Annotated in this window: 15 protein-coding genes and 2 pseudogenes; 6 read left to right on the top strand and 11 right to left on the bottom strand. The window is 45.9% G+C overall.

Annotated features, from left to right (window positions below):
• Window positions 1-77 precede the first annotated feature (77 nt).
• The 3 genes and pseudogenes from ACJ8QF_RS19805 (at window position 78) to ACJ8QF_RS19795 (ending at window position 5,679) form a co-directional block, all read left to right on the top strand.
• Window positions 78-1,117: pseudogene (locus ACJ8QF_RS19805) on the top strand (IS3 family transposase).
• A 227-nt stretch (window positions 1,118-1,344) separates the two neighbouring features.
• A complete protein-coding gene (locus ACJ8QF_RS19800) occupies window positions 1,345-3,723 on the top strand; it encodes an ATP-binding protein (RefSeq protein WP_442537785.1) in 2,379 nt (792 codons plus the stop codon).
• Window positions 3,724-5,679, top strand: a complete 1,956-nt coding sequence (locus tag ACJ8QF_RS19795; protein WP_442537784.1) for a hypothetical protein — start codon at window positions 3,724-3,726, stop codon at window positions 5,677-5,679.
• A gap of 181 nt (window positions 5,680-5,860) precedes the next feature.
• Here the strand turns inward: ACJ8QF_RS19795 and ACJ8QF_RS19790 are convergent, their stop codons facing one another.
• The 7 genes and pseudogenes from ACJ8QF_RS19790 to ACJ8QF_RS19760 form a co-directional block, all read right to left on the bottom strand.
• Window positions 5,861-6,700 carry a phosphoadenosine phosphosulfate reductase domain-containing protein gene (locus ACJ8QF_RS19790; RefSeq protein WP_442537783.1) on the bottom strand — a complete coding sequence of 280 codons (840 nt, stop codon included), beginning with the start codon at window positions 6,698-6,700 and terminating at the stop codon, window positions 5,861-5,863.
• Window positions 6,701-10,024, bottom strand: coding sequence for an ATP-binding protein (locus ACJ8QF_RS19785; protein WP_442537782.1), 3,324 nt, complete (start codon window positions 10,022-10,024; stop codon window positions 6,701-6,703). It lies immediately after the preceding gene.
• Window positions 10,014-10,952: a DUF4007 family protein gene (locus ACJ8QF_RS19780; RefSeq protein WP_442537781.1), complete on the bottom strand. Its 939-nt coding sequence runs from the start codon at window positions 10,950-10,952 to the stop codon at window positions 10,014-10,016. Before ACJ8QF_RS19780 ends, ACJ8QF_RS19785 begins: the two co-directional genes overlap by 11 nt.
• Window positions 10,953-11,324: 372 nt before the next feature.
• Window positions 11,325-12,458, bottom strand: a pseudogene (locus ACJ8QF_RS19775) (IS3 family transposase).
• A 69-nt stretch (window positions 12,459-12,527) separates the two neighbouring features.
• A complete protein-coding gene (locus ACJ8QF_RS19770; RefSeq protein WP_442537780.1) occupies window positions 12,528-13,652 on the bottom strand; it encodes an HNH endonuclease in 1,125 nt (374 codons plus the stop codon).
• Window positions 13,653-13,875: 223 nt separating this feature from the next.
• Window positions 13,876-14,184: a hypothetical protein gene (locus tag ACJ8QF_RS19765; protein ID WP_442537779.1), complete on the bottom strand. Its 309-nt coding sequence runs from the start codon at window positions 14,182-14,184 to the stop codon at window positions 13,876-13,878.
• Window positions 14,079-14,321, bottom strand: coding sequence for an ash family protein (locus ACJ8QF_RS19760; protein WP_442537778.1), 243 nt, complete (start codon window positions 14,319-14,321; stop codon window positions 14,079-14,081). The genes ACJ8QF_RS19765 and ACJ8QF_RS19760 overlap by 106 nt, the downstream gene beginning before the upstream one ends.
• A 269-nt stretch (window positions 14,322-14,590) precedes the next feature.
• Here ACJ8QF_RS19760 and ACJ8QF_RS19755 point away from each other — a divergent pair, with 269 nt between their 5' ends.
• On the top strand, window positions 14,591-15,016 hold the full coding sequence (locus ACJ8QF_RS19755; RefSeq protein ID WP_442537835.1) for a putative T6SS immunity periplasmic lipoprotein: 426 nt from the start codon (window positions 14,591-14,593) through the stop codon (window positions 15,014-15,016).
• A 12-nt stretch (window positions 15,017-15,028) separates the two neighbouring features.
• Window positions 15,029-15,448: a putative T6SS immunity periplasmic lipoprotein gene (locus tag ACJ8QF_RS19750; protein WP_442537777.1), complete on the top strand. Its 420-nt coding sequence runs from the start codon at window positions 15,029-15,031 to the stop codon at window positions 15,446-15,448.
• A 15-nt stretch (window positions 15,449-15,463) separates the two neighbouring features.
• Here ACJ8QF_RS19750 and ACJ8QF_RS19745 read toward each other — a convergent pair whose 3' ends face one another.
• Together ACJ8QF_RS19745 and ascF are read right to left on the bottom strand one after the other, a co-directional pair.
• A complete protein-coding gene (locus tag ACJ8QF_RS19745; protein WP_442537776.1) occupies window positions 15,464-16,894 on the bottom strand; it encodes a 6-phospho-beta-glucosidase in 1,431 nt (476 codons plus the stop codon).
• Between the two features lie 16 nt (window positions 16,895-16,910).
• A complete protein-coding gene (ascF, locus tag ACJ8QF_RS19740; protein ID WP_442537775.1) occupies window positions 16,911-18,353 on the bottom strand; it encodes a PTS cellobiose/arbutin/salicin transporter subunit IIBC in 1,443 nt (480 codons plus the stop codon).
• 284 nt (window positions 18,354-18,637) lie between these two features.
• Between ascF and ACJ8QF_RS19735 the strand changes: the two genes are divergently transcribed.
• Entirely contained in the window at window positions 18,638-19,660 is a 1,023-nt protein-coding gene (locus ACJ8QF_RS19735) for a LacI family DNA-binding transcriptional regulator (protein ID WP_142001843.1), read from the top strand.
• A 15-nt stretch (window positions 19,661-19,675) separates the two neighbouring features.
• On the opposite strand, the gene ACJ8QF_RS19730 is transcribed toward ACJ8QF_RS19735, so the two are convergent.
• Both ACJ8QF_RS19730 and ACJ8QF_RS19725 read right to left on the bottom strand, forming a co-directional pair.
• Complete coding sequence (locus ACJ8QF_RS19730) at window positions 19,676-20,407, bottom strand: Fic family protein (protein ID WP_280630975.1); 732 nt, start codon at window positions 20,405-20,407, stop codon at window positions 19,676-19,678.
• Window positions 20,404-20,667, bottom strand: a complete 264-nt coding sequence (locus tag ACJ8QF_RS19725; protein WP_004933317.1) for a hypothetical protein — start codon at window positions 20,665-20,667, stop codon at window positions 20,404-20,406. The genes ACJ8QF_RS19730 and ACJ8QF_RS19725 overlap by 4 nt, the downstream gene beginning before the upstream one ends.
• Window positions 20,668-20,697 lie beyond the last annotated feature (30 nt).

The raw sequence follows: 20,697 nt of genomic DNA, 5'->3' as shown, positions 1-20,697 counted from the left end.
TAAATGTCCCTGAAAAACGAACCATTCACTTTTAGAGATCTTCCGACATACTGATTATGTCCCCGGAGGAGATCGCCATGCGTAAAGCCCGATTCACCGAACACCAGATCATTGCCGTTCTGAAGTCCGTCGAAGCCGGACGTACCGTTAAGGATGTCTACCGTGAAGCCGGTATTTCTGAAGCCAGCTATTACAACTGGAAAGCAAAGTTTGGCGGTATGGAAGCGTCTGATATCAAGAAGATGAAAGACCTGGAGGATGAAAACCGGCGATTAAAAAAAATGTTTGCTGATCTCAGCCTTGAATGCCGGGCACTGAAAGACGTTATCGAAAAAAAGCTTTAAAACCAGCGATAAAGCGGGAGCTCGTCAGCTATCTGACGGCACAATTTGCCATGAGCATCCGCCAGGCCTGCAGGACATTATCGCTGAGCAGGACGGTCTATGTTTACCAGCCCGATACCCGGCGCGATGAGCCGGTGATCCAGTTGCTGCGCAGGCAGGGTAACACCTGGAACCATAAACGCGTTCACCGGATTTATTGCCTGCTGAAACTGAATTTTCGACGCAAGGGGAAGCAGCGTCTGCCGGTACGTAACCCGGCGCCACTGGTGAGGCCTGAGGCACTTAACCAGAGCTGGTCGATAGACTTTATGCATGATGCGCTGGTCTGCGGCAGGCGTTTCCGGACCTTCAATGTGGTGGATGACTTTAACCGCGAAGCCCTCGCAATAGAAATTGATCTGAATATCCCGGCGCAGCGGGTGGTCAGAGTGCTGGACAGGATAGTGGCGAACCGGGGGTATCCGCTGAAACTGAGGATGGACAACGGCCCGGAACTGGTCTCGCTGACACTTGCGCAGTGGGCTGAAGAGCATGGTGTGGCACTGGAATAGCCGACGCAGAATGCGTTTATCGAACGGTTCAACCGGACGTACCGGACAGAAATACTGGATTTTTACCTGTTCAGAACGCTGAATGAAGCACGGGAAATCACGGAACGCTGGCTGAATGAATACAACAGCGAGCGTCCCCATGAATCCCTGAATAACCTGACGCCGGAGGAATACCGGCTGATGGCTGAAAAACCGGAACTCTCAAAAAGTGCATGGAACTAAAACAGGTGTGCTTACACTACCATACCTGATTCTCTAATGTTTTTTGCATGCCTCCTGTAATACCGCTTGATAATTGACCAAAAAATTGCCTAACTTTGTGATCTGTAGGGACTAACATCATTGAACATAAGTAGAGTGTTGTTCATAATCCCTCTAAAAGGTCTGGGGATGGCCGTAAACCTCAGGGCGGTAGCGTGGGTTTAAATTAATAATATGGTGATACAGACATGGCGAACTTTGAAGTCGCAGCTCGAACACTGATCCATCTAGGAGCAGAACTTATAACTTCGGATGCTATTGCTATTAACGAATTGATTAAAAATGCAATAGATGCACAATCAGAAAATGTCAATATTTACTTCATCTGCCCTATACCAAATAGGGTTTTGGTTGAGTGTATTGACAAACTCAACTCTAAATTGACAATAGATGAAGAAACAATATTAGACTTGGTTGATATATTGAATATTAATCGACTACCAAATCTAGATGATCGGGTTAAACAAAACCTTGAAAATAAAATTAACAAATTAAAGAAGCTTAAAGATAAAAATTCTATAATTGATACTATTTATTCTATAAATCACATTATAATCAGTGACTCCGGCCATGGAATGTCAAAGGATACTTTAGAAAACGTTTTCTTGACGGTTGGAACCGGATTTAAGATGAACTCAGATGGAAGTATATTAGGAAATAAAGGAATTGGGCGCTTGGCGATGATGCGTCTAGGTAAAAAGTCTATAATTACAAGTTGGGAAGACTTGAGTAATGTGCATCAAATCATATTTGACTGGAAAGAATTTGAATCAAGTGATAAAAAAATAACAGACATAATAATACCAATTACAAAAATAGATCTACAAAAAACAACCAATAAAAGTGGAACAAAAATACGGATATATGAACTAAATAATGAATGGACGGAATCCTATATTCAAAAAGAATTAATTGATGGTTTTCTCAGAAGATTGAGAAATCCATTTCAGAGTAAAAATAAGAAATTCCCCATAAATGTTTACTTTAATACTTATGATATTAATAACCGAATACCTATACGTAAAATATCTAAGAACCTTTGGGATCTCGGGCAAAAAAGTGTTGAGCTTACATTTGATCCATTCAATGAAGAGCTGATAAACAATCAATTGAAAATTATCGTTGAAGGTAAAGCAGCTGGAGACAATCCTCCACCATACGAAACAGGGTTAATAAATCTAGCCCATGAACTTGATTGTAGTATCGAAGATCTCCAAAAAATTGGTCCTTTTAAATTTAAACTGCGCTGGTATAACAGACAAACTTTAAAAAGTGATATAAAAAACCAAGGACTAAGTAAAGAGCAAAAAGAGTTACGCCATGAACTAGATATATGGAGCGGCGGTGTTGCCATATATAGAGATGGATTCAGAATTGGATACTCAGGTTCACAATCAGATAAAGATTGGTTCGAAATTGACAGTAAGGCCTTAAAGGGACAAGGTTTTACAGTTAATAGGATTCAGATTATAGGTGCACTTGAGATAACAAAGGAGAGAAACCCATTATTACAAGATCGCTCTAATAGAGAAGGGCTCTTAGATAACTTACAAGTTGAACTGGTTAAAAGAATAATATCCCAGATAGTATTGCCTGAATTTAGAGAAGCGATAAATAGCGATAAAGGAATAATAGCGACAAGAAAACTAGATGAAATTATAGAAAATGGTTTTTCGAATACTGAGGGCAAATTATCTAAAGTTAGACAAACAGTCTCTAAGCTCAGAAAAGAAATCGATGATCCTGAAAAAGCAATATTATTAACAACGATTGAAGAAGAACTGAATAAAGTATCTAATGAAATAAAAGAGTTTGGCACTGCTACCGATTATATAAAAGAACAACGAGAAGACATACTAGAATTAGCAGGTGCAGGTACTATGCTACATAGTGTCCTCCATGAATTAGTTCGTTCAACAGCACAAACAAGAGAATTACTCGATAAGTTATCAAAAAAATCCGATGGAGTGACATCTCAATTACTTGAAAAACTCCAGAATGAGATAAAAACAATAAACGTTAGACTAACTCAATTCAGCCCCTTAAATCCATCCGCTAGGAATAGAAAAACATCATTCGATATTATTGAAGCAATAAATATAATATTATCTGGCTATGAAAAAAAGCTAATTGAGAATGATATTAAAGTCTATTTTACTAAAGATGGAGGAACTCTTAGTGGTAATTACAAAGTAAATATGGTAAGAGGCTTTTTTTCAATTGCTATTGAAAATTTACTTTCTAACTCAATTTATTGGTTAATGCAAGATAAATTGTTTACTCGATTACCATCATCCACTGAAAGAGCTATATATATAGATCTTGATACACAAACTAATGTGGTAACCTTTTCCGACACAGGTCCTGGAATATCAGTAAATGATCGAGAAAGAATATTTAATGCTGGTTTCACTACTAAGAAAAGCGAAAAAGATGGAAAGGGGTTTGGCCTATTCATAGCAAGAGAAGTAACCAAGCATTATTCAGGAAATCTTTATCTTGATCTTGATACAGATGAAGATGGTCGCTTAAGGCAATTTGTTCTCGAACTTCCAAAGGGCTTATAAATGGACATTTCAAATAAACTTCCATTATCAGGAATAAATTCAGTATTAATAATCGATGATGACACTAAAATATTTTATAGCAAAGATTCATTTCTAACGTATGGTGTGCCAGAGGAAATAATAAATAAACTAGATGATGAAGATGACCCAAATACATCTGAATTAATTGATCTACTTGATAGATATCATCACCCTTCGGATACATTAGAAGACAAAATAAAATCATTCGGTTTTACTGACTTAGAAAATGAAATCCCAGAGCATTTTAAAGAAAAAATAGTAAAGTTAATAAAAGATAAACATAATGGTTTATATCATAGAATCGAAACTGTAAAAAAATGCCTTAACGAATTAGGTGTTGATAATGCAAATATAAAAGAGGTAGGAACATCTCTAGAGGCAAAAATTGATTTAGAAAATAATTCATATGACTTAATAGTTGTCGATTTGATGTTAAGCGATGATGAGCAATCATTGTCTCTCCTCAACGATATACTTAAAAAGCCTACCTCAGATAATACACAATTCATTCTTACATCTTACAGAACCGAAGCATTAAAAGAAAACTATCGTTCAATACATATTAATAATCATATATCCAGTGCGAAACTAAAGGTTTTAGATAAGCCATCTGTTACCGAGTTAAATTCTATAATTACATGGAAGCATGCCCTAATTCAAATAAGTCATGAACGACAATTTATGCATGAGCTACAACAATGCCAAGAAGATTGGGCTAAATGCATTACAACTGTCTCAAAAAAGCTTTGTGAGAAAATTTGGACGCTTGATAGCTGTTACATTAACAAATTGAGAATGACAGCAGAAGCCGATCATTTATCATTTAGCGAATACTTGTCAGAAGCAATGGCAAAAAACATGGTAAGTGAATATGAAAATGCAGATGCGCCAATATCAAAGACAGATGAGTTATCTGAGAAAATAAAAAACACGGATAATAGCGATTTCATTTTTGGTTACTCACTTGAAACTATTGACCCGTATGAGAATTTAAAGATATTGTTATCTGACCTGACAAGCCATAGATCAGATAAATTATTAAAAATGCCTGTTCGTCAGAACGAAAAAGATGATAAAAATAACTTTCACCCATTATTAAATTGTTTAAAATTTGGTACTATTCTAAAACACACACAAATCTCAAATGGTAAAGAGGCAATTCAATACTACGTTCATCTAACACCACCATGTGATTATATCCACCTTGATTCTTCTTCAAAAAATAAAGAAAGCCTACTCTTCTTTCCAGGCCAAGAATATAATGTTTTAAAAGGAGAGGGGAAAAGTGACAAAGTATTCCAAACACCATATGTTAATATTAACGGTGGGATTAAAAACTTCAGGTGGAATCTCCGGAACCCTACAAGCTACACCATAGGACGTCTTTTATCGAAATGTTCTAATTTCGAAGTTGTAGGACAATTAAGAAATGAGTATGCGCAATCTATAATACAAAAGTTCTCTTCATCTGCATCTAGAATAGCAACCCCTAGATTGCCCGTTTTCGACAACAGTTTTATTTATCACATTACTTATAAAATTGAAGAAGGCTTTGAAGGTTTTCACTTATCAACATTGAGTGAAACTGAAAAAAAACCTAATATAGATTTTAAAAAATTAAACGATAAAATAAAAATTATAGCAAGGAAATTCAGAAATTATAAAACCCATAACGATAAAGTAATATTTCCTAGTGAATCAGCAAGTCGGATAGCAGAGCTGTCTTATGATAGTGAAGAAGAGAAAGATAAATATTGTATTAATATGATGTATGGAATAGATTTAATCAAAGGAGAGGCATATTCCTTCAGTCCAGAACTCAAATTCATTACATTAGAAGATTTTTCGAAAGTAAAAAAGAACATTGAAAAAGAACTTGAAAATACAGCTAAAAGTGGAAACAAAAAACTAAGCTATGTCGTAATTTGTGACTAACTAACTAACTAACTAACTAACTAACTAACTAACTAACTAACTAACTAACTAACTAACTAACTAACTAACTAACTAACTAACTAACTAACTAACTAACTAACTAACTAACTTCATCATCATTAGATGGGGCCTAAAGTTATTTACTACTTTAGGCCTCACAACTTAGAATTAATCGAGTTGGTTATTTATGACAGATATTACAGGCCCCACCACCTTCATCTTCATAAAATAAGTCATCAATATCGATACAAACATCATTAGGTCGTAATGGATTAACCAATCGACGTTTTCTTTCTCTTCTCAATCTTAACTCATAATCATTTTTTATTTGGGCAATTCTTTCTGGTTTCTCTAACTCAGATAATGACTCACCTTTAGACCACGTAAATGGTGAGCCGTGCTCAAGGGAATCTTTCTCAAGAGCTTTGGCTGCTTCAAATGCTTCAGGGTGCCTTTCTTTCAATCGGGCCCATTCTATTTTTTGCTGGAAAAAGCAAAAAGTACATCCACTGCGCGAACGCCATTCATAATATTTTGGATAACCAAGCCCTGATGATTCCAGGATATCAATAACACCTGGTTTATCTATACCAGCTTCGCGGAAAGGTAGCTTTATATATAAGTTAGAAGATCTTGAGGTATATCCCTCCCGATAATCTTCATCCGCTCGTATTGCAACATATGATGTCACGTCATCCCCGGCAGTTAGCCAAGGCCTAATCCATTCTTCAAATGGCAATAGTTTTAGCTGTCTGGTACACCATCGAGTCTGAGGACTAGGTAGAAAATGGTTGTATTGCTTCAGCCAGAATCTAAAATCTCGACGGGGATTTAGACGAATAATTGGCTTGCCTAAGTAGCCCTCAAGTCGCCCGAGGAATTCATACACCTCAGGTAGCTCTTCACCTGTATCAGTAAAAAAATAATCTATATCGAGATGGGGATAGGCATCACGCATATACACTGCCAGCGCAGCGCTATCCTTACCTCCTGACAATCCTAAAACATGTCGTTCTGCCATCTACTCCTCCTTTTCACTTGTAACAAGCTCCATACCTACCTTGGCAATAATAGCCAGGGCTACTTCAGTGTTTAGATCCTGGTTTTGCAGTATTGAAACAATCTCTTTGATTTTTGATTGTATAGTGTCCTTATGATGTTCCGAAATTGCGAAGGAACGAGAAACAGTTACAGTTTCAGAGCCGGTTCCCAGAACCAATGCAATTGCTTCACTATGTGATTTTCTCCCTTGCACAGATGCAAATGCTTCTGCCTCTCGAAAACGTCGGGCTAATTTACTTAGCTCTAATATTGCAGCATCCATATGACGGTCAACCCATCCTTTTGGTGGAGTCTCAACAGCAAAACTCACCAAACCTTCGATAGATGCTATATCATTCTCAAAATTAGCTAAACGTCCAGCAAAGGCATCTAGTCTTATATCCCCTAAAATACCAGATACAGCACTAGCCCTAACCTTCAGAGACTGGATGTCATTAGTGTTAACATCTAATGCCAGGAAAAGTTTCTCTTTTACTTTTGATAATTCTTTTTCATAGGCATAGAATAATTCTTTAATTATTGGCCTTAAAACTTCTATATAACTTTTTCCATCCGATACCTTGAGCAAGGTTACCAAATCAACAAAAAGTACCTTGTGTGGATCATTAGCTTTCAAAAGCATATCGCGAACAGATTTTGCAATAGAGCTAATTTTCTGCGTTTTTCTAGTCCAATCAGGTAAGTCATAAACCATGCCGACCAGACCTCTTGCTGCATCAAGAGGGTCGATGCTAGTCCTATTGTTACATACCTCGCTCAATAGGCTTGATATACCTTCTAAAATCTCGCTCTTGTTCTTATCGAGAGCAACCCATCGCAATGAGAACCGAGCTGGTGCTTGTAAGCACTCGTCAATATCTACATCTTCAAGATATGGCATAAACATGCCATCTTTATATATTGCAACCGTAGATTTATGTGCTAATACAAATGCAATTATAATGATTGGCAGTAACCCTTTTTTAATGCCGAAAGGAGGTAATGACCAAAACTCATAGAGTGTATCTATCGAGATTTTTCTATCAACATCGGTGAATAATGCTTGTGTTGCATCCCACAACCCATTCAAATTACTAGCCGAACCTTTTTCCGGCGAAAGAAACGATAACTCTCCATCTTTATTTTTACGGTGTAAGCCAGTTTGGCTTATGAGAGTATCATAAAGCCCTCTCTCTGCAGGGTATCCAGAGAATCCAACGAAATCTTCTTTCTCATGCTGAATCATTGCATGCAGTAATAAACGTCGAGCCTTAACACTGCTGCTAGACAGATTATCTCTATTCACCAGTTCACTATAAATACGAGGTGAAGAGTAATACAACCTATCTGCAAAATCAGAAGCTAGTATAGCGATTTTTTTAACTTCAAGTGGTTTATCATTCAATCCATCATACCAATAGGTTTGTAACAAAGCAGACTGAAGTTGATGTTCAAGATCTGCACTTGTTGCAGACAATAAAGCATGAACTTCTCGACGAGCGATGCGGTCACCTTCTAATGAATTATAATTCTTAATATTTTCAAGAACTACAAGCTTTTCAGCTAACGAGCTAATACTGTTAGAATTTTCTGGTATTCCAATAATGACAGGGAAAGGAGAGAAGCGAGAAAACTCTTTTGCTTTTTCTCTCGCCTTATTTTTTCCAACACCACGATTTGGTATCGCAAGGATAAAACAACCGAATTCACCTCTTAACGGAGTATAGTTATTAGCGTATTTTTCAACTTGTTCAAAATCGCAAAGAATAACATCCATCCATCTCATGGTACCTGTTTTATGATAGTGTCTCTTAGCAACAACAGGGTGTAATCCCATAAGCTTTGATAATTTTTGATAGTTAATACCAGGAAACTTTGCCATTTCTTGAGAAATGGCACTATCAATATCAAAGTCACTACCTTCAAATACAGACCATGTATCCAAATAACTTTTGAATAAAATAACCTTATACGAAGCTAACTCATCTAATGCTTTAGTTAATTCATCGTTCTTTTTTTCTGGGAATAACGTACCAAGAGATTTAGCATTTGCTACTAAACCAGAACCATTTCTAAACAGGTCGATAATGGCAATCGATTTAATCAGATTTACCAAAAACACATTGGAAGTTTTGGATTCTGTTCTTTCAACTGCATCAACAGCTTGTGCCCAGCGGTGTCCATCCGAGGATGCTAAAATGCTTGGTTCAAGATTTGCTCGCAAGTAGTCCCAATAATTACTCGGCCCATAGTTTGAATAATTATCAAAATTAGTAGTTTTCAGATAATGCGAAAAACCAGATGGTTCTACTGAAGAGATAAAACCAAAGATGCTTCGTTCATTCTGCCCAAACTGCCTTTTCGAAATTGGTCCAAGCAACGTTGCCATAACCGGATGTAGTGGCCAACATTTTTCTAATGAAGCAGAGAATTGCTCTCTAATATTTGTTCTTTTATGTCTAACAACATCTGTTATGATATTTGCTGCATCAGATATCCATGTTGGATACACCTCAGCTTGTATTGCCTTACTAAGTAATTCAACAATTTCATCACTAGCTGCAATAAATGGCAGGTCAATATATCGACCTTGTACCTTAGACCAATCATCTCTTGTATTTACGCCCAATCTCATAGCATACTGAGAAAATGACTGATGCAGTATTCCAATAATGACTAACCGTCCCTCGGAACGAGCAGCTGCTTCTGCCAACTCCTGGAAAAAGAATACATCATCACCGATATTTAGCGCTGCCGCTTCGAGATACTTACCCATTTCATCAATTAAGATGATAACGCCGTCATCGACTTGTTGTGATGCAAGATGAAGTAATTCATCTATTAGTTCAGAAGGAGAAATTTTTTTACTGTTTTCCCTTCCTAAAGATTTATTTAGTGCTGCATAAAGATCTAAAACAACACTCCCACGCCTCCCAACTAGAGGAAGAATATTCCAACCATTTTTTACCGGAAATGCCTGTTCAAAACCATTAATTGACTCGGTATTTAATACGCTGCGAGCTTTATTTCTTACTATTTCATTTGAATGCACAGCACTTCCCAGGACAACGGCAAGAGAAGATTTCCCTCCGCCAAATGGTCCCGTTAAGGTAAAACCACGCTGATTTGTACTCAATATCTGATTACATATATTTTCGATAACAGATGATGCGGTATTATGGCAAAAGTAGCCATTTAAGGCATCAGATAGCCCCATATCCGAATCGATCCTAATCGATCTTTGATATTGCGGGGATATGCTTACCACATCAGATAGTAGTTTTTGTGATATATTATTCGTCATATGCCCACCTAATCATTTTTTCTTTAAAATTCTCTTGCTCTGTTTCTGTTAACACTTTTTTGTGTATCTGCCTTAACCCTGCCGAGTCAGTCCAAGCCAACACGCCCTCTGTAAACTCAGACAATTCGATCAAATATTGCGCAACCGATTCTTCATCGAGTTTAAATACTCTCCCCGGAGAACCCTCGGTATAAATAATATTTTCAAAAGCTAAGGCACTCAAACCATCAGCCTTCTGTTGCCAAAAGTCCATTAATGCAAAAGCGAATATCCCTTTATGTAACGATGCTTTTGGCCCACGGCGAAAAGCATACTGCCCTTTGTGTATTTCCTGTAAAAGACCTATTTCACCGAGTAAGGGCTCAGCATAATCTTCAGGGGAACCACCCGAAGAGCGTGGGGCATAGCTACGGAGACATACTTCCAAATCCCGCTCTAATGTTGCAGGAGAAAGACGGTGTTCAGGAACAATCTCTTGAGCATAGTTAGCTAATACACCCTCTAAATCCTTACGCGTAAAAGCGGGCATCGTCACATGATTGAAGAGCCAATACCAAGTGGTTGAACGTAAACATTTACCGGCAAGATGCCAATGGATTAACCATGCTGTTGATGGATGTTCAGCATAGGGGTCAAATCCGTTATCGCTCAGGATCGATGAGGCTAACTTTGTTAAAACAAATTCTTTTGTTGTTGCATCTTCAATGATCCCACAAGCCAGAGCCCAATGGCGGATTGAGCTCACCATATTTTTACCTACACCAAAAGTTGCTATAGCATCTTTATTAGTAAAGACCGATTTAGGTAATAGACCATGTTTAGTTGATTGATCTACAACCTTTTTTAACCACATTTGACGTAGGGGAAAGGTCTCATGTCCGGAGAAATGAGCAGGAACTTTACGATTACTCTCTGAAGTACTTTGCATTATCATTGCCTAACAATCTGTGGACTGGTGAATACTACCAGTTAGATCAACTAGGCACCATAACTCACCCAACTTCGTCTACCAATACCTTGTTAGCTTCTCTGTTTCAGGCTTAATACTCGATTCACTCTTGTTTACAAGTAGTGGTCTAACCAACTGAATTTAATGGAAATATTTTTCAATATCTAATGTTTTTTGTACTGGTTCTTCTCTACAAGAAGAAGTATGTTTAATGATTGCACACTGCAACCTGTCTTGATGGTTAAAGGATGTGATGATGCAGCGGCGTAGATGATTGACGCTATCAGAATGGCTCATAGTCTCTCTGATGCGGTTGTGGACTGACCCCACGCTCGTAGACAAATTCTGTCCTCACGACGAGGCCCGTTCAAAGGCCTCCGGACTGACGCCGCCGAGGTGACTGTGACGCCGGGCCCGGTTGTAGGACACTTCAATGTAATCGAAGATATCCGCCCGGGCCAGATCCCGGGTTTTGTATATTCTCTTCCTGATGCGTTCTTTTTTCAGTGAACTGAAGAACGATTCGGCCACTGCATGTCCCAACAGTTACCACGCCGGCTCATACTGGGTGCCAGGTTATTGGCCCGACAGAACCGTTGCCAGTCGTCGCTGCCATACTGGCAACCCTGGTCTGAGTGCACGATGACCCGCTGTCCGGTTTATGTCGCCAGACCGCCATCATCATCGCATCCAGTGCCAGTTCGCGTGAGAGGGTCGGCTTCATCGACCAGCCCACCACGTTATGGGCGAAGAGGTCGATAACCACCGCCAGATACAACCAGCCCTGCCAGGTGCGGATGTAAGTTATGTCGGTGACCCAGACCTGATTGGCCCGGACAACGGTAAACTGTCGCTGTACGCGATTAGGGGCAACCACCGAAGGTCGGCCGGCGATACGCCGTGGTGCTTTATAGCCCCGCACGGCTTTAATCCGGTTCAGTTGCATAAGACGGCCCACCCGGTTTTTGCCGCAGGTTTCCCCGATTTCGTTCAGATCGCCATGAACCCGCCGGTAACCGTATACGCCTCCGCTCAGTGAATATGAATCACGGATAAGCGTCAGCAGACGCTGGTTATCTTTATCACGCGCCGAGACCGGGTTGTGCAGCCACGCGTAGAACCCGGCCCGGGCGACATGCAGTACCCGACACATCGTCATCACACCCCATACAGTGCGGTGCTCATTGATAAAGCGGTACTTCAGTCGGGCTCCCTTGCAAAGTACCGCGCGGCCTTTTTCAGGATATCCCGTTCTTCTTCGGTACGTTTTAGCTGTGCCCGTAGTTTCAGGATCTCGCTTTTGGCTTCCAGTAAATCCCTGGCATGCTGTTCGCTGTTATCAGGTTTGATAGCTCGTAGCCACTTATAGAGGCTGTGTGCAGAAACACCCAAACGGTCAGATACTTCGGCAACGGAATAACCGCGTTCCGTTATCTGACGGACGGCTTCTTCCTTAAATTCAGGTGTAAATCGTGGTGTGCCCATACGCTCCTCCTATGCTCAAACTATAGGGCAGGATCGTCTACCGGGGTGGGGTCAGTCCACCAGGCTGAACTATATAACGTCAGCCTCTTTCAACTCCAACTTCACTATCAGCTGCTTATTCACCTCTTTCCCATCTACTCCGCTATGAATCCGCCGATGGCAAGTAGGGCAAATAGCACCCACCCACTGCGGGTGATCGGGGCCTTCGTCGGCTAGGCGTTTGGTGTGATGGGGTTCGAGGTAGGGCTCGCCGTTCCTTTTCATGAACGGTGCAGGTTGGTCGCAGGCTTCACAGATGCCATTGGCGCGCTTGAGCACGTATTTTTTTACGTCTTCGCTGCGTTTGAACCAAGATTTTTTGCTGTCGCTCTGTTGGCGCTGGCCCGATTGCTTTGAGGACTGCAGTGCCTTCTTGCGCAACTGTTCGAGCGTCTCTGTCTGCGTATCAGCTTTATCGGTTTCTGCATCTTCTTCAACCGCGTGCAGTGACGAGACTTTGAACAGGTTAAAGGTAATGCCTTGCCGCATGTTATTTTCTAAGTCTAAGCACTGAATGTGATCCCAAGAATCGCACTCGAACATGCCAAGATAGCGGACGCCTTTTTCTTTTTTGTTGTCTTCAAACAGGAAGATGTCTTTGCCGTCTTTTTTATGGTCACGGATGGATTTATTACCTCGAATAAATTCCATAGGGCCTTTTTGGCCTTCTCCCGTATAAGCGAAGCTGCCTTCGGCTGTCCATCCATCTTTGTAGCCGTAGGTTTCGCCGCTTTCACCGGTGAAGATAAAGATCACTGGGAATTCCCGCGGGGTCCAGATACCGCCTTGCAGCTGCCCGCCGTAAAGCTCGATAAGCGCTTTGCGTGTGTACAGTTTGCCTTCGGTTAAATGGTCAAAAGGATGCGGTGTTTCGGCGATCTCAAAACCGAGGTCTTTGAGAAATTGGACGGCTTTTTCTGTTCCGCTATCGGCGTTGATTCCCTTTAACGGATAACCATACTGCTCACTGTATGCTCTAGCCGCAATGCCTCGGATATCGTACTTCTCGCCATTATAAATAAGGGTGAATTTTTTAAATCGCTTTATTTTATGTTGTTTTAAGAATTCATCTCGGCCAAGTTTTTTATATTCTTCGATGGCTTTTAAAACGGATTCTTTTGAAGATAACGCCTCTATTGCAGTTGCCAAAACCACATCCTCACATTGCCGAGTTGGCTCTGGGCAATGTGCTTGCTGACGAGAGCAGTATGCATCAATACCCAGCAGTTAACTCATCGATTTACCGAATGCGTTAACTATGCCAGGTAGGGGAGGAAATGCCTACCTTGATGAATGCTTTTGTTGTGATATGTCAGTCAGATCTATTGGAAATTGTGGGTGGGAAGGGCGATGAGCATCGCCCTGATTGCCATTTACGTTAGCCGCAGGCTTCCATCTCCCGCAACGCTCGCCCATAAAGGTTACAAAGCGCAGGAACCAGATGCGCCGTAGCGTTGAGATAACGATTCAGCTGTTCCCAGTTCTCGGTATCCAGCTGTGGGTGCTTTTGCAGTAAATGGCCGAATAGCATCAGGCCGTGGCACAGACCTTCCGCCTGTTCGGCTGAGAGGGCGGCCAGGTCTAAGAGTTCTGAGGGATTGAAAGCGCTGAGATCGAGGTGGTTAAACAGTTGGCGGTAAAGGGTGAGGGTGCTTGTGATGTTTTCGGTGATGGCGACATTTTCCATGTGTCTTTATCCTTAGTGTGTAGTATGTGTACTACCACATGAGACGCTAAACTCATGGTGGTAGCCCAAGCAGAGTTAGCGTTACCGGACACTAAGGAAACCGGCGCTTCTTGCGAAGCCTCCACTTGGGCCACCATAATTCTGGATGTTTAAAGCCCCAACATTATATACATAATGCTGCCTTGTGTAACTGTTCGGAACGCTAACTCCGGCTGTGGATTTTGCCGCAGCGGAAAAACTATAACGTTATCAGTAAAAGGAAGAAATAAGCTGTATGGAATTACAGTTTATTTACTTTTAGGATTGGAATGTACCTCGCAATTCGGCATATCATCTTTGCGTTGAATTATCAGTCATCCATTCATGGATAATATTTTTCATTAAGATTTATAAATAATAGAATATGATGAAAGCTAATTTCTTGCTTATCACTTTCGGTGCAGCATTACTGAGCGCCTGCACCGGCGATCGTCTCGATCAGCGCTATGCGCCGGATATCCCTATCACCGCCCATGCTAAAGCGAATGGCGATATTTGCATTTCTCCGTCGCCAAAGGAAAATGAAAGGCAAGATACGCTCTATATCAGCGGTGATACGGATGAGAAATTGATTGAAGTGGGGAATCAGGATCTTAAAAAGGGCATTTGCGTTACCCAAGAAGATTACCCGTTTCAGGAAAATCATATCTACAGCATGAGGCTAAATTTTGTGCCGCTTGATAAGCGCAGAAACCTGCAGGATATTTCTGGTAGGGCCTTTATTGTTCACTTCAAAGTGAAAAAGCTCAACGGCGCTTACGAAATTGAAAATATCACGCAGGGCAGCAGATAACGCCGAGACAAAATGAACCGGATCTTCCCCCTCGCATTTCCCTTCCTGCTCGCAGGCTGTCCGTCGATAGGCGATCGTATCCCCGTAGACTATCCCGCTACCGCCAGCCTGCGTGAGGGCAAAGTATGCATCACCGTTCAGCCGCAGGGAGACGAAAAGCTCGCTGGCATCTCGATCTACCGATTGGATGAGGCGCAGAGCCGCACGTTCAAATTCTTCGATCCGCTGCGGGATGTCGCCCCCAATCAGTGCGTTCCTGATGAAGGCTACGTATTTACGCCGGGGCAGCAATACCATTTCTCCGCGAAGCTGGTCTCCCAGAAGAAACAGCAGGCGGGCGAGTTTCCCTCTGCACGTGAATTCGTCGCCGAATTCGTTGTGCAGCAGGAAGGCAATCAACTTAGATTGGAAGCCCTCCGTACCCCACGCTAACCCCACCGCCCAAACCTACCCCAAATCCCCCCCATTGCTGGCGATCACTTTCTTATACCACCAGAACGATTTCTTGCGGGTGCGGGCGAGGGTGCCGTTGCCCTGGTCGTTGCGGTCGACGTAGACAAAGCCGTAGCGCTTGCTCATTTCGCCGGTTGAGGCGGCCACCAAGTCGATGCAGCCCCAGGTGGTGTAACCCAGCACCGGCACGCCGTCGGCGATGGCGTCGGCCATGGCGCGGATGTGTTCGCGCAGGTAGCTGATGCGGTAGTCGTCTTCTATCTCGCCTGCTGCATTGAACTCGTCGTGCGCGCCCAGGCCGTTTTCCACCAGGAACAGCGGTTTTTGGTAGCGGTCATACATCATGTTCATGGTGATGCGCAGCCCCAGTGGATCGATGCCCCAGCCCCAGTCGCTGCGCGGCAGGTGCGGGTTCGCCAGCGATTTCACCACGTTGGCGGCGCTGCTGTTGTTGTCGTTCATGCCGGCGGAGGCGCAGCGCGAGGCGTAGTAGCTGAAGGAGACGAAGTCGACGGTGTGCTTCAGGATGTCGGCGTCTTCCGGTTCCATGACGATGCTGACGTCTTTCTCACGGAATACGCGGGCGGCGTAGGAGGGGTAAGCGCCGCGCGCCTGCACGTCGATAAAGAACAGGTTCTCGCGGTCTTTCTCCAGCGCGGCCCACACGTCTTCCGGCTTGCTGGACCACGGGTAGAAGTTGCCGCCGGCCAGCATGCAGCCCACCTGGTTGGCGGGGTTCACTTCGTGGGCGATGCGCGTCGCCAGCGCGCTGGCCACCAGTTCGTGGTGCGCGGCCTGGTATTTCACCTGTTCGGGGTTTTCGCCCGCTTCAAACACCAGCCCGGCGCCGGAGAACGGGCTGTGCAGCAGGATGTTGATCTCGTTGAAGGTCAGCCAGTATTTCACCAGCCCGTCGAAGGCTTCGAAGCAGGTGCGGGCGTAGCGGGTGAAGAACTCCACCATCCTACGGCTGCGCCAGGAGCCGTATTCGGTCACCAGGTGCATCGGCACGTCGAAATGGCACAGGGTCACCAGCGGCTCGATGCCGTATTGGCGGCACTCTTCGAACAGGCTGCGGTAGAAGGCGATGCCCTCGGGGTTGGGCGTCAGCTCGTCGCCGTTGGGGTAGATGCGGCTCCAGGCGATGGAGGTGCGGAACACGGTAAAGCCCATCTCCGCCATCAGCGCGATGTCGTCGCGGTAGCGGTGGTAGAAATCGATGGCGTCATGGCTGGGATAAAACTCGTCGTCGCGCAGGCTAAAGCGCTTCTCCAGCCCGAGTTTGACCGCCATGCGGTGTTGGCCGTGCGGGATCATATCGACGGTGGTCAGCCCTTTGCCGCCCTCACGATAGCCGCCTTCCGCCTGGTTGGCGGCTAAAGCGCCGCCCCATAAAAATCCTTTAGGGAATGTTGAATCGGACATGCAATCCTCTGGTGTCTCAATGCGTTGCGCTGGCAGCGTTCGCCGCCGGTGCGGTTTGGCCGGGCGCGGCGGCGTTTTCCGGCAGATCCTCGAAGCCCAGCATCAGCGTGAGCGCGAACGACAGCACCACCGAGAGCGCCATCACCGCCACCACCCACACGATGCTCATCGGGTTGGCCGGATCGAAGAACTGCACGCTGGTGAACAGCCCGGGCGAGGCCATCGAATGGCTGGCCAACCCGCCGATGCCGGCGACCGCGCCGCAGACGAAGCCGCTGATCAGGCTGGCGATCAGCGGCCGCTTCAGGCGCACCGCCACGCCGTACAGCGCCGGTTCGGAAATCCCCGCCACGATGGCGGAGGCGGCAGCGGCCAGCGCGGTCTGGCGCAGCTCGCGGTTCTTGGTTTTCAGCGCCACCGCCAGCGAAGCGCCGCCCAGCGACAGATTGGCGCCGATCTCCGAAGGCATCACCATGCCCTCTTTGCCGGTCTCGGCGATGGTCTGGATGATGGTCGGGGTGAAGACCCGGTGCATGCCGGTGATCACCAGCAGCGGCCAAATCGCCCCCATAATGGCCACGGAAAGCCAGCCCAGGTAGCCGTGCACGGTGTACACCAGCGCAGAGATGCCGCTGCCGATCCAGATGCCGAGCGGCCCGATAAGCAGAATGGCGATCGGCGCGGCGATCAGCACGATCAGCATCGGCTTGAGGAAGTTCTTGGTCACCGCCGGGGTGATGCGATCCACCCCGCGTTCGATGTGCGACAGGATCCAGGTCATCACCAGCGCCGGGATCACCGTGTAGGTGTATTTCACCGCCGTCACCGGGATGAAGGCGAATTCCACCGCCTGGCCCTGCGCCGCCTTGGCCATCAGATCGATAAAGTTGGGATGCACCAGCACCCCGGCGATAGCGATCGCCAATGACATGTTGGTTTTGAACTTCAGCGCCGCCGAGGCGGCGACCATCACCGGCAGGAAGAAGAACGCGCCGTCGCCGATCACGTTGAGGATGACGAGGGTCGAGGAGCCTTTCTCGAATACCCCGGCCATATCCAGGATCATCGCCAGCAGCTTCACCATCGAGCCGCCGATGATGGCGGGGATCAGGGGCGACATGGTGCCCACCAGCGCGTCGAGAATGCCGGCACCGATGCCCTTCAGGGTGAGCTTGCGCTTCACCGGGGCGGCGAAGGATGCTGCGCCCGGCATGCCGAGCGCCAGCACCGCCTGATAGGCCTTGGCCACCTCGTTGCCGATGATCACCTGGCACTGCTCGCCGCTGTGCACCACGCCCAGCACGCCGTCGATGGTCTTCAGCGCCGGCGTGTCGATCCGCGCTTTGTCTTTCACCACGAATCTCAGGCGGGTCATGCAGTGGGTCACGGCCTCGATATTGCCCGCGCCGCCCAGGGCGGCCACGATGGCGTGCGAGATCTCTGCGTAGTTCTTCGGCATGGCGTGTCGTCTCTCAGATAGCAATTCGGATAGCCCAAAGGCGAATATTTACTGCCTGGGCGATCCGTCGTTCCATCCGTATGAAACGCCCATAAGAAACCGGTTTCACAAAATCATGTATTGGCTTTTTGTAGTTGGCAAGAACTACGATTTTTGGCGTTTCGTTTTCGTGATCTGGATCGTCAGAGGTAAGTGCGCACCGGCGCGCAGGGGCGCGAAAGCGTTCCAAACGCCGGGCGTCTTGGGTAGACTGCGCTGAACCCATGGATTTTGGCGGCGCACAGATGGCAACGATACTCGAGGTGGCGAAAAAGGCCGGCGTTTCAAAGGCGACGGTGTCGCGCGTTTTGTCCGGCAGCGGCTATGTCAGCGAGGAGAAACGCGCGTTGGTGGATAAAGCCATCGCGGAAACCGGCTATCGGCCCAACCTGCTGGCGCGCAGCCTGGCGACCAACACCACCCAAACCCTCGGCCTGGTGGTCACCAACACCCTCTACAGCGGCAACTATTTCAGCGAACTGATGGCGCAGTCGGCGCGCATCATGGAGGCGAACGGCCGCCAACTGATCCTGGCGGACGGCAAGCACACCGCCGAAGAGGAGCGGGCCGCCATTCAGTTTTTGCTGGATCTGCGCTGCGACGGGGTGATCATCTACCCGCGTTTTCTGTCGATCGCGGAAATGGACGAGATCGTCTCCCAACACCGCCAGCCGATTCTGGTGATCAACCGGCGGCTGCGGCTGAACGACAGCTACTGCATCTTCAGCGATCAGCACGCCGCCGGCGCGGCGGCGGTGGCGCACCTGATCGCGCGCGGGCATCGCGACATCGCCTTTATCACCGGTTCGCTCGATTCCCCCACCGGGCTGGAGCGGCTTTCCGGCTACAAATCCGCGCTGGCGCAGCAGGGCATCGCGGTTAACGAGGCGTTGATCGTCGAAGGAAAATGGAACGCGCAAAGCGGCGTGGCGGCGGTCGATGCGCTGCTGGCCGGCGGGCAGCCGTTCAGCGCCATCGTCGCCGGCAACGACGAAATGGCCATCGGCGCGATGAAGCGGCTGGCGGAGCGCGGCGTGGCGGTGCCGGAGGCGGTATCGGTCATCGGCTTCGACGACATCCCGCTGGCGCCCTATACCGTGCCGTCGCTGTCGAGCATGAAGATGCCGGTCACCGAGATGATCCAGGAGACCATCAACCGCCTGCTGTCGATGCTGGACGGCGGCGAACTCAGCAAGCGCCCCAGTTTCCCGGCCAGCCTGATCGAGCGCGAGTCGGTGGCGGCGGGGCCGTATTTTCAAAAGGGGTAAAACGGTAGGGTTGGCTTATTGTTCGCCACGGTAAGCCATATAAATTTTCTGCACTTCAGGATCGTCCATGCTGCCGTAGGAGATATTTTCTTTATCTAAACCATCCAGGCCTTTTATTCCACCGATGATGTTTGGCCAATCATCGCGGCTGGCTATATCGACGACAAAAGGTTGCAGATATTGGTCGAGATGTCTCTGAGCGGGGGCGTTTATCTCGTCAGTCAAAGCTTGAAGGTAGTCATGCTTATTCGTTTCTGCCCAGTTAATGCTGAACCCGGCACGGAAGCTGAGCTCCATGAAGACTAACAAAATCGTGCGGCCGTTGCCGTCCAGAAAGGGATGCGCGAAAGCCAATAATCCCAGGACTTCCCCTGGTCGTTCCCTGAAGCCTTGTTCGTCTGCTGCAAGCCGCAGCGCATAATCAACGGCCCTGCGGATAGAATCAGGACGTTCGAAGACCGTATGGCGCGGTTCTTTCTTTGAGCCTTTGAAGACGGCAAGATGGGGGACCAGCGTGTTTCTGTCCTTTCCCGCCCAAGGATAGAAGCCAGAGAACAGGATTTCGTGAACTTTCAGAATAGACGGGTAGCCTATGCGCTGCGTTTGGGCGAGGTAGCTGAGGGCGTCTTCGATGCTTAATTCGAATGAAAGATGTTCTGCCTTTTTTATTTCATCGGGATCTTTAAGCCTCAGGCTATTTTGCAGATAGCCGTTAGCATCAAAATCACCGAAAGGATCAAACATCATGCTTTGAATTTCTTGCGAACGGCCCTCTGTTCGCGGAAATAACGTCCCTGAAGGCTGAGAATTTCATATTTGGTCAGGATACCTTTTCGTTTAAGGTTAACCAGTAATTGTTCCACTTCATCCAATTCGACAGCGTCGTCAGCCAGGCCGGTAATGGCCACCGCCATACGGCTCATGCCGTCGCGGGAATGTGTAATTTCATGGTCTTTAGCCAGTTGATGAACATAGCTGGCAACGCTAACGATGGCTCTTTGGGTCATGGGGCATCCTCCATTATTGGTCATATTTTA

The sequence above is a fragment of the Serratia sp. CY81684 genome (assembly GCF_052166595.1).
GTDB classification, from domain to species: Bacteria; Pseudomonadota; Gammaproteobacteria; order Enterobacterales; family Enterobacteriaceae; genus Serratia; species Serratia nematodiphila.
Note: the sequence above shows the minus strand (reverse complement) of the source record. Positions and strands in the feature narration are given on the sequence as shown.

Bases quoted from the DNA above. Each gene is read 5' to 3' on its own strand.
- ACJ8QF_RS19790 (WP_442537783.1), bottom strand. From the start codon at position 6,700: ATGGCAGAACGACATGTTTTAGGATTGTCAGGAGGTAAGGATAGCGCT.
- ascF (WP_442537775.1), bottom strand. From the start codon at position 18,353: ATGCCGAAGAACTACGCAGAGATCTCGCACGCCATCGTGGCCGCCCTG.
- ACJ8QF_RS19760 (WP_442537778.1), bottom strand. From the start codon at position 14,321: ATGGTGGCCCAAGTGGAGGCTTCGCAAGAAGCGCCGGTTTCCTTAGTG.
- ACJ8QF_RS19730 (WP_280630975.1), bottom strand. From the start codon at position 20,407: ATGATGTTTGATCCTTTCGGTGATTTTGATGCTAACGGCTATCTGCAA.
- ACJ8QF_RS19750 (WP_442537777.1), top strand. From the start codon at position 15,029: ATGAACCGGATCTTCCCCCTCGCATTTCCCTTCCTGCTCGCAGGCTGT.
- ACJ8QF_RS19765 (WP_442537779.1), bottom strand. From the start codon at position 14,184: ATGGAAAATGTCGCCATCACCGAAAACATCACAAGCACCCTCACCCTT.
- ACJ8QF_RS19735 (WP_142001843.1), top strand. From the start codon at position 18,638: ATGGCAACGATACTCGAGGTGGCGAAAAAGGCCGGCGTTTCAAAGGCG.
- ACJ8QF_RS19780 (WP_442537781.1), bottom strand. From the start codon at position 10,952: ATGCAAAGTACTTCAGAGAGTAATCGTAAAGTTCCTGCTCATTTCTCC.
- ACJ8QF_RS19755 (WP_442537835.1), top strand. From the start codon at position 14,591: ATGAAAGCTAATTTCTTGCTTATCACTTTCGGTGCAGCATTACTGAGC.
- ACJ8QF_RS19785 (WP_442537782.1), bottom strand. From the start codon at position 10,024: ATGACGAATAATATATCACAAAAACTACTATCTGATGTGGTAAGCATA.
- ACJ8QF_RS19800 (WP_442537785.1), top strand. From the start codon at position 1,345: ATGGCGAACTTTGAAGTCGCAGCTCGAACACTGATCCATCTAGGAGCA.
- ACJ8QF_RS19795 (WP_442537784.1), top strand. From the start codon at position 3,724: ATGGACATTTCAAATAAACTTCCATTATCAGGAATAAATTCAGTATTA.
- ACJ8QF_RS19725 (WP_004933317.1), bottom strand. From the start codon at position 20,667: ATGACCCAAAGAGCCATCGTTAGCGTTGCCAGCTATGTTCATCAACTG.
- ACJ8QF_RS19745 (WP_442537776.1), bottom strand. From the start codon at position 16,894: ATGTCCGATTCAACATTCCCTAAAGGATTTTTATGGGGCGGCGCTTTA.